Source organism: Marinococcus halophilus, from assembly GCF_002265875.1.
Lineage (GTDB): Bacteria > Bacillota > Bacilli > Bacillales > Marinococcaceae > Marinococcus > Marinococcus halophilus.
In genome coordinates, this window is the sequence record NZ_NPFA01000005.1 from 37,126 (window position 1) to 52,096 (window position 14,971).

The following is a 14,971-nucleotide window of genomic DNA, read 5'->3' on the forward strand; positions in this document are numbered from 1 at the left end:
CCTTTTACTATTCTTTTAGCTTTAAAGGGAGGGCCTGCAAAAACTGGCGGAGCCCGCGGCGCCCTTCTGGTGTTTGTTTGAAAACACCGGCATGGTGCAGCACTTCCATGAATTTTCTCCCGACGCCCTGCTCGACTCCCTGTCGTACTTCAGCCTCTGGCCGTCCCTGAAGCTGTTCACGCAGCTCTTTAGCCCACGCCTCATGCTGGCCGGGGACAGTCTCTGCTGCTCCTGCAGCAAATGCAGCAACCTGCTCGAGCTCACCGAGCAGCCGCTCCGGGAGCACGGCCAGCCCCATCACTTCAATCAAGCCTATGTTCTCTTTTTTAATATGATGCACTTCTTCATGAGGGTGAAACAAGCCGTATGGATGCTCTTCTGTCTTCCGGTTGTTGCGCAGCACTATATCCATTTCCCAGGCGCTGCCGTTTTTCCGCGCAATCGGCGTTACTGTATTGTGTGGTTCACCGTTGGAGTAAGCTTCTATCCCAAGCTCCGTATCAGTATAATCCTGCCATGTTTCCCGTACAACTTCCGCCGCCTCGATGACGCTTGTTTGATCCTCGGAGCGAAGCCGCAGAACGCTCATCGGCCAATGAATAATTTCTATAGTCAAACCGGAATGTGCCGGTGCCTCAAATACGGCCTCCGGTTCCGCTTTTTCCAAGGCGAAGGTGTACCTTCCGCCCTGGTAGTGGTCATGGGATAAAATCGATCCGCCCACTACCGGAAGATCAGCGTTCGACCCCATAAAATAATGCGGAAACTGCTCTACAAATCCAAGCAGCCGGGTAAAGGTGGCCCGGTTAATTTTCATATTCCGGTGGTATTCACTGAGAAGAATGGAATGCTCCGGGTAATAAATGTAAGGAGAATACTGCAAATACCAGGTTTCCCCTTCAAGCTCTGTCCGGATTAACCGGTGATTCGAACGGGCGGGATGGCCGATCCGCCCCGGGTATCCTTCATTTTCTTTACACAGCACACATTTCGGATACGAAACCGACGCACCCTTCTGCTTTTCTGCTTCAATATCGCGCGGGTCTTTTTCCGGCTTGGATAAATTAATCGTAATATCAACCGTTCCATAGGAAGACACGTATGGGAAGTGAACGTTTTTGGCCACGCGGTCCATCTGAATATAGTTGGAGGCCCGGCTCAGCCAGTAAAAATAATCGGTAGCTTCAGCCGGGTCTCGGCGGTACTTTTCTTCAAAGATTCGCTGCACCTCGGAAGGCAGCGGAAGGAAGATGTTCATGAGATCTGCTTTAGCCTGTTCCCGCTTGTCGAGCAAATCTTCCACGATCCCTGCCTCCACCATATAAGAGGTGAGCTGCCCGAGCAGTTCCTCAAACGGCTGTGGCCCGGCTGCTGCATTTTCATCAATCGCTTCGAGATGAAGTTCCCGCAGCAGCTGATTACGTGCATACGCCTTATCTTCTGCATGAATTAGGTTATTCTCTTCTGCCCAGTCGACGAGCGACATGATGACTGAATCCACCTGGATGGCCATAGAACCTCTCCTTTTCTACTTTTGCCCGGCCCCTGCCAGCTCCCGGGCCCCACCACCAGCGGCAGCTTTATAAAACGAAGCTTTACGGCCGGTCTCTTTTTCATACACCGCAGCAATAATCTTCTCTGCCTCTTCCGCCTGGTCATGTTCGACAAATGCTATCGCACAGCCGCCAAAGCCGGCCCCGGTCATCCGTGCGCCTATGACACCCGGCTGCTGCTGGGCCGTTTCGGCCAGCGTATCGAGCTCGAGGCCGGTCACTTCATAGTCTTCCTTCAACGAGCGGTGCGACTCATTGAGCAGCCGGCCAAACGCTTCATAATTTTCCGCTTTCAGCATTTCCACTGCCTGTTTTGTCCGGTCATGCTCGTAAATGACGTGCCGGGCTCTTTTCCGGACCGTTTCATTGTTGATCTCATGGCTGAGCTGGTTCCACTCCTCTACCGATAACTCACAAAGGCCTGTAATAGGCCGGTGCTGCTGCATTTCTGCCAGCGCTTCTTCACATTCTGCCCGCCGTTCATTATAGGCTGAGCCTGCGAGCTCCCGGGACTTATTTGTATTCATAATCAAAATAGTATATTTTTTTGTTGGCAACGGGGCGTAGTCATATTCAAGCGACGCACAGTCAAGCAGCATGGCGTGCCCGTCTTTACCAAAACCGATCGCAAACTGGTCCATGATACCGGTCTGAACACCGATATACTTGTTTTCCACCTGCTGAGCATACTGAACGAGAGTTTTCATGGAAAGTCCCCATCCTTCGCACTCATTGAGAAGAACCGCTGTGGCCAGCTCGATCGATGCTGAAGAAGACAATCCGGCACCGTTTGGGATATTTCCGGAAAAATAAATATCATAGCCGGTTTCAGGGTAATAGCCTTCTGCAGCCAAAACGGCAAATACTCCTTTTGGATAGTTCGCCCAATCATCTTCCGGCTGAAAAGAAAGGTCGTCCAATGGTAGCGCTATCACTCCTTTGTCCAAAAAATTACCGCTCACAAGCCGCAGCTGTCGGTCGTTCCGGCCTGCCGCTGCTGCATATGTCCCGTTTGTAATAGCACACGGAAAAACAAACCCTCCATTGTAGTCTGTATGTTCGCCAATCACATTAATACGGCCGGGAGCAAAAAACAGCCGTTCTGCCTGGCGGGAATACTGTTGTTCAAATTCTTCCAGTACTGCTCTATTCATGGAAGTTCCTCCTTTAGTCTTTTCATCATTATAGCGGAAAGCAAAGCAGAAATAAAGTTTTTACTAAAAATTTTACTTTGTAAGTTTGAGATTTTCCGGACATTAATAGGGGTAATAGTACTTTAGCAGGGAGGAGGCCACAGGATGTTTTTTAATAAATTTTTTGAGCGTTTAATTAATGTGAATACAGCTGTTATTTTTTTAATCACTGCCCTGGTAATTGGGGGCAGCTCCTTTGCAATTTACTACATAGAACCTGAGGAATTCGGCAATCCGTTTAATGGCTTCTGGTGGGTGATGACCTCTGTCACAACTGTCGGATTCGGCGATTACGTGCCGGACACGGTTCCCGGAAAACTGTATGGGGTGTTTCTGTATTTGGTCGGTATCGGCCTGATTTCTATTGTGATCAGTAAGATTATTGATTTTATGTATGTGTATAACCGCAGAAAGGAGCTGGGGAAGTTGGTCTACAACGGAAGAGAGCATATTGTGATTGCCGACTGGAGCAAGCATGCAAAAATCGCTATCCAGGAAATTTTAAATACGGAAAAAAATATTGAGATCGTGCTCATCGATCAATTTGAAGAGACTCCTTATCACCACGACCGCTTGTTTTATGTCCGCGGCAACCCAGTCGAAAAGGAAGTACTGGAGCAGGCCAATATCAACGAAGCCCGGGCGGTATTTATTTTTCCAAATGAAATTACCATCAGCGGAGAATACATTCATGATCCTTCTTACATCGATGGGAAATCATTATTAATTGCTACAAGCATCCAACGGCACTTTAAAGACATTTACACTATCGTGGAGGTCAAAGAACGAAACAATATTCATAATTTTACTCATGTGGAGGTGGATGAGTTTATTGTGAGCTCGGAAATGATCTCGCAGTTGGCTGTCCGTTCCGCCTTCAGCCGGGGCACCTCCAGGATCGTCTCACAGCTGTTATCCAAAAGGCACGGGGAAGATTTATATGAAATACCTAAACGCCCCTCCTGGAGGACGTACCGCGAAGCTTATATGGATCTGCTCGAAGAAGGGGCCACTCTCGTCTCAGACCACGATGACTTAAACATTAACCATAAGCTCGACGAACATATTCCGGAGGATGCCCAGCTTTTCGTTATCTGCCATGAAGATACGTACCATAAAATCAGTGGAAAAGAGGCAAAATGAATTTCACCTGCCCTGTTTAAATTGAAAATTATCCCCTTATAATTCTCTAACTGCGATATAATAGCCGGGTAAACTACTAAATGAAAAGGTGTGAGGCGTATGAGCTTTAACTGGGGCATTATCGGCACCGGCAATATTGCCGGGAAATTTGCTGAAGCATTAAACGATGAGCAAGGCGGGATACATTCTGTCTGCTCCCGCACAATGGATAAAGCTGAAAGCTTTGCAAGTGATTTTAACATTGAGCATCCTTTTGACTCGCTAGACAGATGCCTCGAAGACGAAGCGCTTGATATCGTCTATATCGCCACTCCCCATACGAACCATTATGAGATCGCCAGGCATTGTCTCGAAAGCGGGAAGCATGTGTTTTGCGAAAAGGCGATCACCGTTAACAAGCAGCAGCTCGACGAACTGACAGCACTCGCTTCCGAACGGAGCCTGGTGCTGCTTGAAGCAGTGACGCTGTATTACCACCCGCTTCACCGGGAGCTTCAGCAAAAAATCGCAGATGGGGTAATTGGCAACGTGCGCTCTATTAACGTGACGTTTGGCACTATTAAAGAGTATGACACGACCAACCGCTTCTTTAACCCGGATCTCGCCGGGGGCGCGATGCTCGATATCGGTGTCTATGCCCTCTCTTTCTCCCGTTTTTTCCTTGAAGAGCAGCCCACTGAGATAACAACCATTGGGGAAATGGCGGGGAGCGGCGTGGATGACCAATCCGGCATCGTCCTAAAAAACAACCGGGGCCAAATCGCTGTCGTCCAGCTTTCCTTCAGCTCCAAACTTCCCAAAAGAGGAATCATCGCTGGCGATAAAGGGGCGATTACAGTCGAGAATTTTCCGCGTGCCGACGAGGCAGTCATCGAGTACACTAACGGAGAAACCGAGCGCGTTACCCAGGGCGAGGCTTCAAAAGCTCTGCATTACGAAATCCGGGAAATGGAACGCTCTGTCTCCAGCATGGAGTACGCCCCTCTCCTTCAGTACTCTTCCGATGTGATGACACTGATGGACGAAGCACGCCGGCAGTGGAACTTCCGGTATCCATTTGAATAAAAGTATTTCCCGGGAAATACGGCAAAAGCCTTTATCCACATGGGATAAAGGCTTTAATACTTAAAGGGCATGCAGCAATACATTGTTGATCGCTTCTGCCACGCCGTTTTCATTGTTTGTGAATGTAATAATATCGGCTGCCGCCTTGATTTCCGGGATGGCGTTGCCCATTGCCACTCCGCACCCTGCTGCCTTTATCATAGATAAATCGTTGCCGTTGTCTCCAATGCACATTACTTCCTCCCGGGTGATACCGAGCCGGGCAGCCAGATCCATCACTGCGTTGCCTTTACTTGCTTCTGGATGAAGAAATTCCAGGAAATGCGAGGTACTGCGCATAATCTCGTTTCTGGCTCTAATTCCCGCCGGCAGTAAAAGTTCTGTCCGGTCGATGTCTTCTTTGTCACCGACAAACATCACCTTCGGCAGCGCCACAGAGGGCCCGACTTCTTCAAGCGTACGAACGCGGAGCGGTATATTATTTAAATACGCATCAAGCACGGTATATCGGTCAATGTCCTTCTGCGGCGTGTAAATATGCTCTTCACTAAAATATTGCATAGCTATTGGCAGCTCCCGGCTCAGCACTTCAAGTTCCCGGACATCCTCATAGAGCATATCAAGCTGATTAACAACCTTTTTTGTAAACGTCTCCTGAACAAGCGCCCCGTTAAATACAGCAATATAGTCTCCTTCTTCCCGAAGCGACAGCTCGTCAATGTAACGCTGGACACCCGGAAGCGGACGCCCGGTACACAGCACGATTTTGATGCCGGCTGTTTTTGCGTTCCGGACAGCCTGGATAACCTCGGGCGTCAATGCATGCTGATCATTCAGCATAGTTCCATCCATATCTACGGCGATTAATTTATACATGTCAACCTCCCACTTATTCAAATGTGCCTCCCCGCCCTGCTTCAATCCCGCGATTCATTCTTATACATTCAGCTTAATAGAGTTTCTTGTGTTTTTACAGTACAACCCTTAATATTGCTTTCCAATTATTTTTTTAATTAAAATCAAGCTGCTTTCTTTTAAAAAATCGTTTTCCAGGGAATGAACAGTAAGGAGTTCGAGTTCAAACATCCGAGGAGGCTATACGATGGCATCAGCACAAAACCGGGCTTTTCGGCTTCGTGAGCCGAGAAGCATAGAGAATTTAGAGATGACAGAAGAATCAATGCCGCAGGTCCAGCGAGGAGAAGTGCTCGTCCGGGTGAAAGCTACTTCCTTAAACTACCGGGACCTCGCTATGGTCGAAGGCGGTTATCCGGGAGAGCTGCGGGAAAATCTCGTCCAGCTGTCAGACGGCGCTGGGGAAATTGTTGAAGCAGGCGAAGATGTGCGCCGCTTCCGCGTCGGAGACCGGGTAGCCGGCAATTTCACGAGGGAATGGTTCGGCGGAAAGCGCCCTTCGTACATGGAGCCGTATGGCACACACAGTAACGGCTGGCTGACGGACTATAAGGTGATCGACCCCGAAGAGCTCGTTCGTTTGCCGGACCACCTGACGTACGAGCAGGGAGCCACGCTTCCATGCGCAGCGGTGACCGCCTGGAATGCTCTGCACGGCCCTTCCCCGGCTGGACCGGGAGATACGGTGCTGACGCTTGGCACTGGGGGCGTTTCTGTTTTCGCCGTACAGCTCGCGAAAATTCTCGGCCTTCGTGTTATTTCCACCACTTCGAGCAGCTGGAAAGAGAAAAAGCTGCAGGAGCTTGGTTCTAACAACATTATCAATTACAACGACACGCCCAACTGGGGAAAGCGGGCAGAAGAGCTCTCCAACGGCGGCGTAAATCGTGTCGTCGAAGTGGTCGGCCCTGCTTCGTTTCATCAATCCATTGAAGCCGTCGCCCCCGGCGAAGAAGTAGCTTTAATCGGTGTGCTTACAAGAACCGGGGACAAAATCGATTACTACGACCTGTTCGGAAAGGCTTCCACAAGAACGATTGGTGTCGGCAGCCGGGATATGTTCGAGTCCATGAATCGAGCCATCGCTGCCCATCAGCTGACGCCGGTAATTGATACAGTCTATCCATTCGAACAGGCCCAGGAAGCCTACCGCCACCTGAAAAGCCAAAACTTCTTCGGCAAGATTGTTATTTCCCACGACCAGTAATAAAACAAGCGGAGCGCTTCTGTTACGCGCTCCGCTTCATTTTTCTTCCTAATCCATCTGAACCGCCAGGAGAAGGTCACTTTGGCACATCTCACAGCCGCATCCCCGTTTACGTTACATAATAAGAACATGACTTTTAAAAACCGCTTCGTCAAATCGGCCAGAAGTGAGAGGGTGGCCACAAAAGCCTATCTGCCGGACGCTGACATCTTCTCGCTTTTCTATATGAAATATGGCATAAGCGTTATCCGGCAGCGAAGAGGGTACATTTTCCCGCCTTAAAGCGCCTTTATCAGTCCGCCGTCCACGAGCAGTGTCTGGCCGGTGACATAGGTATTAGCGAAGGATCCGTAAAAAACGACCTGGCCAGCAAACTCCTCCGGATACCCGTAGCGCCCAAGCGGGATAGCTGCTTCCGACTCCCGGCGTACGTCCTCTGCTTTCTTACTCTCCTGTTCAGCCTTTCTTCCGTCGATCTCTGTTACCCGGTCCGTGGCTATTTTTCCGGGGCCCAGGGAATTAATGAGAATGCCATGTGGTGCAAGTTCCTGGGACAGGCTTTTGGCAAGGCCCATCAAGCCGGCTCTGAACGTATTCGATAAAATTAAATTGTCCAGCGTCTGCTTCATTGAAGAAGACGTAATGTTGACGATTCGTCCGCCCCCACTTTGCTTCATCGATGGCAGCACTGCGCGTATTGCACGCACGAAGCTCATCAGATTTAAGTCAAATGCCCTCTGCCAGTCGTCGTCATCGAAGTCCTCAAATGTGCCAGCAGGAGGGCCGCCGGCGTTATTGACGAGCACATCGACCGCACCGAATATTTTCATCGTATGTTCCACAAGCGCTTTAATCTCTGCTTCCTTCGTAATATCACAAACATAATAACCAACCCGACCGCGGCAGCTTAGAGATAGGAGCTCTTTTTCTGCCTCTTTCAGGCTCTCCTCCGAGCGGCCCGTAATCATGATATTAGCGTCTTCTTTCGCAAATGCCGCGGCCGATGCTTTTCCAAGGCCCCGACTCGATGCCAATACCAGTACTGTTTTTCCCGCAAGCTTCAGATCCATGCTTTTCTTCCCTTCTTACTGCGGACCGGTGGTGTTCATACCGGCGGCTGCAGCTGTTTGGTTTCTTCTTTCAATTCTTCTGTATCAAATTTGTTTTCTACGTTCTGTTTAAGCACAAAGCCGAGCACAGCTATTACCACTGCCACCACACCCAGAATAATCATTTTCAATGGCTCGAAGGAAAGAATGCTCGAGCCAAAAAAGCCCAGCAGCACAGCCCTAGGTATAGTACCGATCACGGTGGCGCCAAGGTATTGCCTCCACCCAACATCCAGACGAGCACTGAGAGAGGTCAATAAATCATAATGAAGCACCGGAATGAGCCGGAGCATTAATAAAAATTTGAACCCGTGATCCTCGAGCTCTTCTTTGATTTTGTCCAGTTCCTCCATGTTTTTATCACCTAAGTCTAAATCGCCCGCCTTACGACGCTTCGTGAAAAAAGAAACGGTGGCGCCCAGCACGGCTCCAAGAAAAATGAGGACAGCTCCCAGCCAGTGTCCGAACAAAAACCCGGCGGCCACGGCGATCACTGGGAGAGGAATCAGCAGGTACGGCCGGATTACAAATAACAGCAGCAGGACGACAGGGCCAAAAAACCCGATGCTTTCCATCCATCCTTTTACATCTTCAGGGTTGAGATGCAGATAAAAGCGGGAAAGCATTAGAAGTAGAATAGCGGCACCGACCGTAATTGTCAGCCTCAGAGCATAGTGTTTTAATTTTGCTTTCATAACGCCTTCCTCCTAAGTATCTATCTTTATTATAACGGAGAAGCGAGGCATTACGCCTTATTTCCCCAAAAATTATACCTGTAAAAGCATTTTATTTTTATGATATGAGCAAAAAACTTTCCATCTTTTCTTTTTTTAGGTAAGCTGAACCAGATTTGAGCATTTTCATCTATTTCATTTTCAGCTAGAAAGGCGGCTTACATATATGAACCAATTAACCGGCTTCAAGCGGGCCCGCTTTGTTGTCCTGCTCGGAGCACTTGCAGCACTGATTCCTTTAACTATTGATATGTACCTTCCCGCCCTTCCTGATATTACCGCTTCCTATGAAACCAGTGCTTCCGTCGTACAGCTGAGTTTAACGGCCTGTCTGCTCGGGCTCGGTGTTGGCCAGCTCGTCGCTGGGGCTCTCAGTGATGTGTATGGCAGGCGCCGGCCGCTCATTATAGCACTAATCGTTTATATTGCAGCGTCAGCTGCCTGCATTTTTGCGCCGAACATTTTCATTCTGATCGCCGGACGTTTTATACAGGGCTTTGCGGCTTCAGCCGGACTCGTTATTTCCCGGGCAATTGTCCGGGATGTCAGCAGTGGAGCTGAACTCACAAAGCTGTTTGCCCTGTTGATGCTTGTCAACAACCTTGTGCCGCTGCTCGCCCCTTCTATAGGGAGTGGAGTGCTCCTTTTCACCAGCTGGCCCGGTATCTTTTTAACGCTTTCTGTACTTGGCACTATTCTGCTCCTGATCACAGCGTTCCGGTTAGGTGAGACCCTTCCTGTAGACGACCGCGTGCCAAGCAATCTGGGGACTACCTTCAGCAATTTTGTATCTCTTCTTAAAGACCGGCAGTTTTCAGGATACGCTCTCTCCCAGGGGTTTATGATCGGCGGTATTTTTGCCTACGTGGCCGGTACCCCGTTTATCTATCAAAATATATACGGCGTGTCCCCGCAGGTGTTCAGTATTCTGTTTGGATTAAACGGGCTCGGCCTTCTTCTGGGCACGTTTATGGTCGGCCGTTTTGCCTCTGTTATCTCTGAAAAGATATTTCTTGAATCCGGACTTGTGATGGCCTTTATCGCCGGTCTGGCTTTGCTTGTGGTCGTTATTTTTGAAGGGCCGCTCTGGGGCATTGTGCTCCCTATTCTGTTTTTTGTTACCTCTATCGGCTTTGTCGCTACTTCTTCGTTTTCCCTTGCGATGGAAACCCAGAGCCATGTCGCTGGCAGCGCTTCGGCACTTTTAGGCCTTCTGCCATTTGTGCTTGGTGCCGTTACGGCCCCAATGGTGGGCATTGCTGGCGAAGATACCGCCGTTCCCATGGGGCTGACCATCTTTCTAATGAGTGCCCTGGCTCTCGCAACCTACGTATTCATGGCTAAACGCGGAGGACCGGCAGAAAAGCCGGCTTAATAATCTAAAAGAATCGCGACTTTGGATGCAAAAAAATAGCGGAGGCAGACGCAAATTTTTCCAAAGACTGTAGTATTAGTCTGCCGAAACCTGGGTATATCCTCTGCCTTTTCCCCTCTGTTTACAAGCAGTAATTCCTGCTTATTGGCAAAAGATCAAAATTTTCTTACATTTTAATCGGTGCTTTTATACATATCAGGGGGGATTACATGAACAACTCATATTTACGGTGGGGAATTGCCGCCGGCGCTTCTGCTGCTTTTGTGCTGCCTGCAGCTAATGCCGGCGCAGCCGGGGGAGAAACGGAAGTCACAGTCATTCACGCCAATGACATTCATTCATCCATTGAGGATATGGGAAAGCTTGCCGGCTATATTGATGAGAAAAAAGCAGAATCAGATCACGTCGTGTTTGTCAGTCCCGGAGATATTTTTAGCGGTGACCCTGTAGTTGATTTGCAGGACGGCGCTCCTATGGTCGACTTAATGAACGATGTCGGACTTGAAACGATGACGATCGGCAACCATGAATTTGATTACGGTCAGGAAGTCTTCGCCCGGAATGAAGCAGACAGTGATTTCACCTGGATTAGTGCCAATACCTCAGTTGAAGACAGCTCCATTCCTATTGAAGAGCCCGCCGCCTATGACGAAATTAACGTTAACGGCATCGACATTGCCCTTCTTGGATTGACCCAGGCGCCGCCTGGTACAGCGCCTGATGGCATCGAAGGACTTAGCTTTGACAACAACTATGCAGGGGTGGCAGAGTCGTACGAAACCCTTGGAGAAAACGCAGACCTATTTATTGCTCTCACCCACATAGGCTATAGCGAGGATGAGCAGCTCGCAGAGGACGTGGACTTTTTTGATGCCATTATTGGCGGTCATACGCACACTGTTCTTGAAGAGCCAGCTGTCGTAAATGGCACCCCTATTGCCCAAGCAGGTTCAAGCCTCGATTTTATTGGAGAAATGACCTTCACCCTGGATGATGAAACCGGAGAAGTAACAAATACTGAAGGACAGCTGCATGATATCGAGAGCATAGAAGCGATGAATGAAGACGTTCAGGCGAAGGCGGATGATTATATAGCAGAAGCCGATGAACTGCTGGGAGAAGTCATCGGGGAAACAAATACCGGCCTGTCTAGAGACAGCCGCTATGAGGAAGACGCCCCTCTTGGTAACTTCTGGACCGACTCCATGCGCTATACTACGGATACAGACGTGGCTGTTTATAACAACGGTGGCCTACGGGCTGGCATCGAGCCTGGTGAAATTACTGCAAGAGATATTTATTCCATTGAACCGTTTGGAAATAATATCGTTGAAATGAATATGACGGGGGAAGCTCTTGAGGATGTAATTGAACAGTCCTACAATCGCAGCGAGCAGGTGGACCTGCAGACGTCCGGGCTGAACTACACTATTTACACCACTGAAGACGGAACATTTAACGGAGCCGGGCTCACTATTGACGGGGAGCCGGTAGAAAGCACAGAAACCTACTCGGTCGCTCTGCCAAATTTCCTCGCGGACGGCGGGGACGGCTATAATTTCGAAGGAGAAATTATCCAACCTGACGCCGGGCTTGTGACCAACAGTATGATCACCTATGCTGAATTCTTAATGGAAACAGAAGGCGCCGTGGATTATGAAACAGAGGGACGGATCGCCCTTGAAGTCGGGGAACCGGCCATTGAAGAACCGGAAGCCCCCGTTGAGAATGTAACAAAAGAATGTATTATCGATGAAGTTCATGAACTAGTGCCAAACGGCAATCCAAATAAAAATGACTCCGGCTTTAACCGCGGCCAGCTGATTTCTATACTCCAAAAGTATAAGAACGGGAAAGACGTAGAAGTCCCTGCTGCAGCAGAGCCGGCAAAGGAATGCATTGACCAGGCTCAGGCGGAGTAACAACGCAACAAGATGCAGGACCGGGTCCCCCCGGTCCTGTTTTTTTCAGTGGTTTACTTTTCCCTTCGATCATGCCTTTTTATACCAGGTAACGCTATTACAGCCTAATAAGGAGGCATTATTATGAGTTATGTATCTTTAGTTCCGTTCCGGAAAGAAAGCGGTGTTTCTGCAACATCTTACGTGCCAGCTGGGGTGGAAATGATCGAAGCACCATCGCAATGGAAAGAAACGTCTCAGGGAACGGGCAATATTATCGCAGTTATTGATACCGGCTGTCAGACGGATCATCCAGATTTGCAGCATCAAATTGTCGGCGGACGTAATTTCACCAGTGACTACTACGGGGCCCCATCCATGATTGAAGACAACAACGGCCACGGCACCCATGTGGCCGGCACCATCGCCGCTGCAGGCAACGGCCTCGGTATAGCCGGGGTTGCACCAAAAGCCAGGCTGCTGATTTTAAAAGCACTGAACGGAGCCGGGAGCGGAAGCATGCAGGGAATTATTGAGGCTGTCCGCTACGCGGTCTCCTGGCGCGGCAGCAACGAAGAACAGGTTCGCGTGATCAGTATGTCTCTTGGCGGTCCACAGGACGTGCCTGAGCTTCATGAGGCCATCAAAGAAGCAGTTGCAGCCGATATCGCTGTTGTCTGCGCCGCTGGAAATGAAGGAGACGGGGACGCAGGTACCGAAGAGTTCGCATATCCAGGTGCTTATAATGAAGTCATTCAGGTTGGGGCGGTAAACTTTTCCACCAAGTTGACTCCGTTCACAAATACCAATGACGAAATTGACCTGGTGGCCCCGGGAGCTTCAATTCTTTCGACTTATACAGGAAGCTCTTACGCCAGGCTAAGTGGTACGTCCATGGCAGCCCCCCACGTTTCCGGCGCCCTTGCTCTTGTAACTAACTGGGCCGAATCAGGGTTTGGCCGGCGTATTTCTGAGCCGGAGATGTATGCACAGCTGCTTCGCCGCACTGTTCCTCTCGGTTATCCACTTAGCGCAGAGGGCAGCGGTCTGCTGAAGCTAGGCATTGTCGAACGTCTAGCTCAGACAATCCAAAGCGAAGTCGCCGTCCGCTAACCCTGCGGGTGTATAAAAAAGCCAGGCCGGGTATCGGTCTGGCTTTTACATATTCATAGAGCTATTCCACCGCCGGCACAGGGTCTGTAACAAATACGACCACACTCGTATCGTTATAAAAATCCCAGTCGACGAAAATATCACGGACCTTCGTACCGAACAGGCTGTCAAAGCGCATCTCATTTAACAGCTGCTTTTCCAGGTGGCGTTTTGCTGTTTTTAAGGTTGCCCCGTGGCCCAGATTGATTAATTCTTTTTCAATCAAAATTAAAATACCTGTCCGGACAGCTATCAATGTTCGTTCGTTAACCTGATACATTGCAATATCGTCAGGAATTTTTTCTGTTTTAGCACTGACATCATTTACTTTTCTTTTAATATTTTCTTCATACTCCAGTTTCTTTTTCTCTTTTTTGGTTTTGAGTTCTTGGGAATTCAGGGCAGTAATCATCCCTGAGCGGTTTTCAATATTCCAGTCAAAGTAAAATTCCCATCCCTCTATATCCACGGTTCTGGAAAGGTAGTGCTTCACTTCCGGAAGAATCTGCTCCATCATAGTCTCACGGAGTTCTTCCACCGCTTCCTGGTTTCTTTGGCCCATAATCACTTCCTCCATAGGAGAAAGAAATTTACGAATATGCATCACGATACAATGAGGATCAATACTGACGTAGACCGATTCAGGCCCCTTCCCAAAGTGATCCCGCAATAATTTTCCGAGGTAGCTTCCCAACTGCTTCTGTTGTTCTTTGAGATCTTCACTTGAGTGATTTTCAGCCATCCCTGCTCCTCCTCTTAATATCTCCCTATTAAATTTAAAGGCCCTGATTAAGCCCCTATGTATTTGTTTTAAAAATAAAGGCCTACCTCCCCGGGAAGGTCGGCCGTTGTGCCTACAAATACCACCTTAATAAATGATATTCTATAGTTACATTCCCACCCCGGCGCTTCGTTCAATCATTTAATTTCAATAATCTGCGTTTAACTTGCTTTATTGTTAAATGAAACCCACATAAAAAAACCGGAAACTTTTTCAAGTCCCGGTTCTTTTTCTGTATTCATCTCATACTCCGTACATCAAAGCGGTTCCTCCGTTCATTTGCAAGCAGCCGGTGAATGCTTTCCTGCTGGGTGCGGACGTGCGCGGCCCGCTGGGTTTTTATCGTAAAAATCATGGCGGAAAAAATAACTCCAATCAGCAGTCCGATCAAAAAAGCAAACATGATAACCCCTCCCAAATAGTGGTAAAATGTGAAAATTACCATAACAAGGACGTAGAGGCAGCAGTCTTAGAGGCGGATTCCCTTTATGTACGAATTTCTATATTTTTGGTTCGTAGAATTCTACGCGCAGGCCCTCAAGCGTGAGTTCTTCCGGATTCCATTCTCCTTCTTCAAGCAGGCCTTCCCGGGTAAAGACGAGGGAATCCTGGTCCTGAAAATCTTCCAGCTCCCAGTAAAGCACCCGCTGTTCTTCCTGGTAGATCTCAAGATACGCGGCGTTTGAATGCTCCTTTGCGTGCCCTTTAAATAAGCCAAAGGGAAAGCTTTTTTTGGACCTTTCTTCCATCTTACTAAACTTGAACTTATGCGTTTCATCAATTGTGCCATGCATTTCGTCTTCAAGAATGTTAATTTCTATTGTTCTCAATATATCTCTCCTT

General features: G+C 48.8%; 14 protein-coding genes. 6 read left to right on the forward strand and 8 right to left on the reverse strand.

Annotation, left to right across the window (positions count from 1 at the left end; all coding sequences use genetic code 11):
* Window positions 1-7: 7 nt before the first annotated feature.
* The gene (locus CHL76_RS06435) at window positions 8-1,513 is read right to left on the reverse strand and encodes a UDP-glucose--hexose-1-phosphate uridylyltransferase (protein ID WP_079474589.1); all 1,506 of its coding nucleotides are present in this window, start codon (window positions 1,511-1,513) and stop codon (window positions 8-10) included.
* 15 nt (window positions 1,514-1,528) lie between these two features.
* The gene (locus tag CHL76_RS06440) at window positions 1,529-2,707 is read right to left on the reverse strand and encodes a galactokinase (RefSeq protein WP_079474588.1); all 1,179 of its coding nucleotides are present in this window, start codon (window positions 2,705-2,707) and stop codon (window positions 1,529-1,531) included.
* A 144-nt stretch (window positions 2,708-2,851) separates the two neighbouring features.
* Between CHL76_RS06440 and CHL76_RS06445 the strand changes: the two genes are divergently transcribed.
* Complete coding sequence (locus CHL76_RS06445) at window positions 2,852-3,889, forward strand: potassium channel family protein (RefSeq protein ID WP_079474587.1); 1,038 nt, start codon at window positions 2,852-2,854, stop codon at window positions 3,887-3,889.
* Window positions 3,890-3,988: 99 nt separating this feature from the next.
* Window positions 3,989-4,954, forward strand: coding sequence for a Gfo/Idh/MocA family protein (locus CHL76_RS06450; RefSeq protein ID WP_079474586.1), 966 nt, complete (start codon window positions 3,989-3,991; stop codon window positions 4,952-4,954).
* 60 nt (window positions 4,955-5,014) lie between these two features.
* On the opposite strand, the gene yidA is transcribed toward CHL76_RS06450, so the two are convergent.
* Window positions 5,015-5,830: a sugar-phosphatase gene (gene yidA, locus CHL76_RS06455; RefSeq protein WP_079474585.1), complete on the reverse strand. Its 816-nt coding sequence runs from the start codon at window positions 5,828-5,830 to the stop codon at window positions 5,015-5,017.
* 226 nt (window positions 5,831-6,056) lie between these two features.
* Here yidA and CHL76_RS06460 point away from each other — a divergent pair, with 226 nt between their 5' ends.
* On the forward strand, window positions 6,057-7,076 hold the full coding sequence (locus CHL76_RS06460) for a zinc-dependent alcohol dehydrogenase family protein (protein WP_079474584.1): 1,020 nt from the start codon (window positions 6,057-6,059) through the stop codon (window positions 7,074-7,076).
* Window positions 7,077-7,354: 278 nt separating this feature from the next.
* Here CHL76_RS06460 and CHL76_RS06470 read toward each other — a convergent pair whose 3' ends face one another.
* Together CHL76_RS06470 and CHL76_RS06475 are read right to left on the reverse strand one after the other, a co-directional pair.
* Complete coding sequence (locus CHL76_RS06470) at window positions 7,355-8,146, reverse strand: SDR family oxidoreductase (protein ID WP_094908140.1); 792 nt, start codon at window positions 8,144-8,146, stop codon at window positions 7,355-7,357.
* A 35-nt stretch (window positions 8,147-8,181) separates the two neighbouring features.
* Window positions 8,182-8,880, reverse strand: coding sequence for a TVP38/TMEM64 family protein (locus CHL76_RS06475; RefSeq protein WP_079474581.1), 699 nt, complete (start codon window positions 8,878-8,880; stop codon window positions 8,182-8,184).
* A 205-nt stretch (window positions 8,881-9,085) separates the two neighbouring features.
* Here CHL76_RS06475 and CHL76_RS06480 point away from each other — a divergent pair, with 205 nt between their 5' ends.
* The 3 genes from CHL76_RS06480 (at window position 9,086) to CHL76_RS06490 (ending at window position 13,308) form a co-directional block, all read left to right on the forward strand.
* Entirely contained in the window at window positions 9,086-10,294 is a 1,209-nt protein-coding gene (locus CHL76_RS06480) for a multidrug effflux MFS transporter (protein ID WP_079474580.1), read from the forward strand.
* A 209-nt stretch (window positions 10,295-10,503) separates the two neighbouring features.
* Window positions 10,504-12,216 (forward strand): bifunctional metallophosphatase/5'-nucleotidase, encoded by a 1,713-nt coding sequence (locus tag CHL76_RS06485; protein WP_079474579.1) that lies wholly within the window; start codon window positions 10,504-10,506, stop codon window positions 12,214-12,216.
* A 123-nt stretch (window positions 12,217-12,339) separates the two neighbouring features.
* The gene (locus CHL76_RS06490; RefSeq protein WP_079474578.1) at window positions 12,340-13,308 is read left to right on the forward strand and encodes a S8 family peptidase; all 969 of its coding nucleotides are present in this window, start codon (window positions 12,340-12,342) and stop codon (window positions 13,306-13,308) included.
* A gap of 61 nt (window positions 13,309-13,369) precedes the next feature.
* Here the strand turns inward: CHL76_RS06490 and CHL76_RS06495 are convergent, their stop codons facing one another.
* The 3 genes from CHL76_RS06495 to CHL76_RS06500 all read right to left on the reverse strand — a co-directional run bounded on the left by CHL76_RS06495 (window position 13,370) and on the right by CHL76_RS06500 (window position 14,958).
* Window positions 13,370-14,089: a Na-translocating system protein MpsC family protein gene (locus CHL76_RS06495; protein WP_079474577.1), complete on the reverse strand. Its 720-nt coding sequence runs from the start codon at window positions 14,087-14,089 to the stop codon at window positions 13,370-13,372.
* A gap of 277 nt (window positions 14,090-14,366) precedes the next feature.
* A complete protein-coding gene (locus CHL76_RS16980) occupies window positions 14,367-14,531 on the reverse strand; it encodes a hypothetical protein (protein WP_158219090.1) in 165 nt (54 codons plus the stop codon).
* 97 nt (window positions 14,532-14,628) lie between these two features.
* Entirely contained in the window at window positions 14,629-14,958 is a 330-nt protein-coding gene (locus CHL76_RS06500) for a hypothetical protein (RefSeq protein ID WP_079474576.1), read from the reverse strand.
* Window positions 14,959-14,971 lie beyond the last annotated feature (13 nt).

Bases quoted from the DNA above. Each gene is read 5' to 3' on its own strand.
- CHL76_RS06435 (WP_079474589.1), bottom strand. From the start codon at position 1,513: ATGGCCATCCAGGTGGATTCAGTCATCATGTCGCTCGTCGACTGGGCA.
- CHL76_RS06440 (WP_079474588.1), bottom strand. From the start codon at position 2,707: ATGAATAGAGCAGTACTGGAAGAATTTGAACAACAGTATTCCCGCCAG.
- CHL76_RS06445 (WP_079474587.1), top strand. From the start codon at position 2,852: ATGTTTTTTAATAAATTTTTTGAGCGTTTAATTAATGTGAATACAGCT.
- CHL76_RS06450 (WP_079474586.1), top strand. From the start codon at position 3,989: ATGAGCTTTAACTGGGGCATTATCGGCACCGGCAATATTGCCGGGAAA.
- yidA (WP_079474585.1), bottom strand. From the start codon at position 5,830: ATGTATAAATTAATCGCCGTAGATATGGATGGAACTATGCTGAATGAT.
- CHL76_RS06460 (WP_079474584.1), top strand. From the start codon at position 6,057: ATGGCATCAGCACAAAACCGGGCTTTTCGGCTTCGTGAGCCGAGAAGC.
- CHL76_RS06470 (WP_094908140.1), bottom strand. From the start codon at position 8,146: ATGGATCTGAAGCTTGCGGGAAAAACAGTACTGGTATTGGCATCGAGT.
- CHL76_RS06475 (WP_079474581.1), bottom strand. From the start codon at position 8,880: ATGAAAGCAAAATTAAAACACTATGCTCTGAGGCTGACAATTACGGTC.
- CHL76_RS06480 (WP_079474580.1), top strand. From the start codon at position 9,086: ATGAACCAATTAACCGGCTTCAAGCGGGCCCGCTTTGTTGTCCTGCTC.
- CHL76_RS06485 (WP_079474579.1), top strand. From the start codon at position 10,504: ATGAACAACTCATATTTACGGTGGGGAATTGCCGCCGGCGCTTCTGCT.
- CHL76_RS06490 (WP_079474578.1), top strand. From the start codon at position 12,340: ATGAGTTATGTATCTTTAGTTCCGTTCCGGAAAGAAAGCGGTGTTTCT.
- CHL76_RS06495 (WP_079474577.1), bottom strand. From the start codon at position 14,089: ATGGCTGAAAATCACTCAAGTGAAGATCTCAAAGAACAACAGAAGCAG.
- CHL76_RS16980 (WP_158219090.1), bottom strand. From the start codon at position 14,531: ATGTTTGCTTTTTTGATCGGACTGCTGATTGGAGTTATTTTTTCCGCC.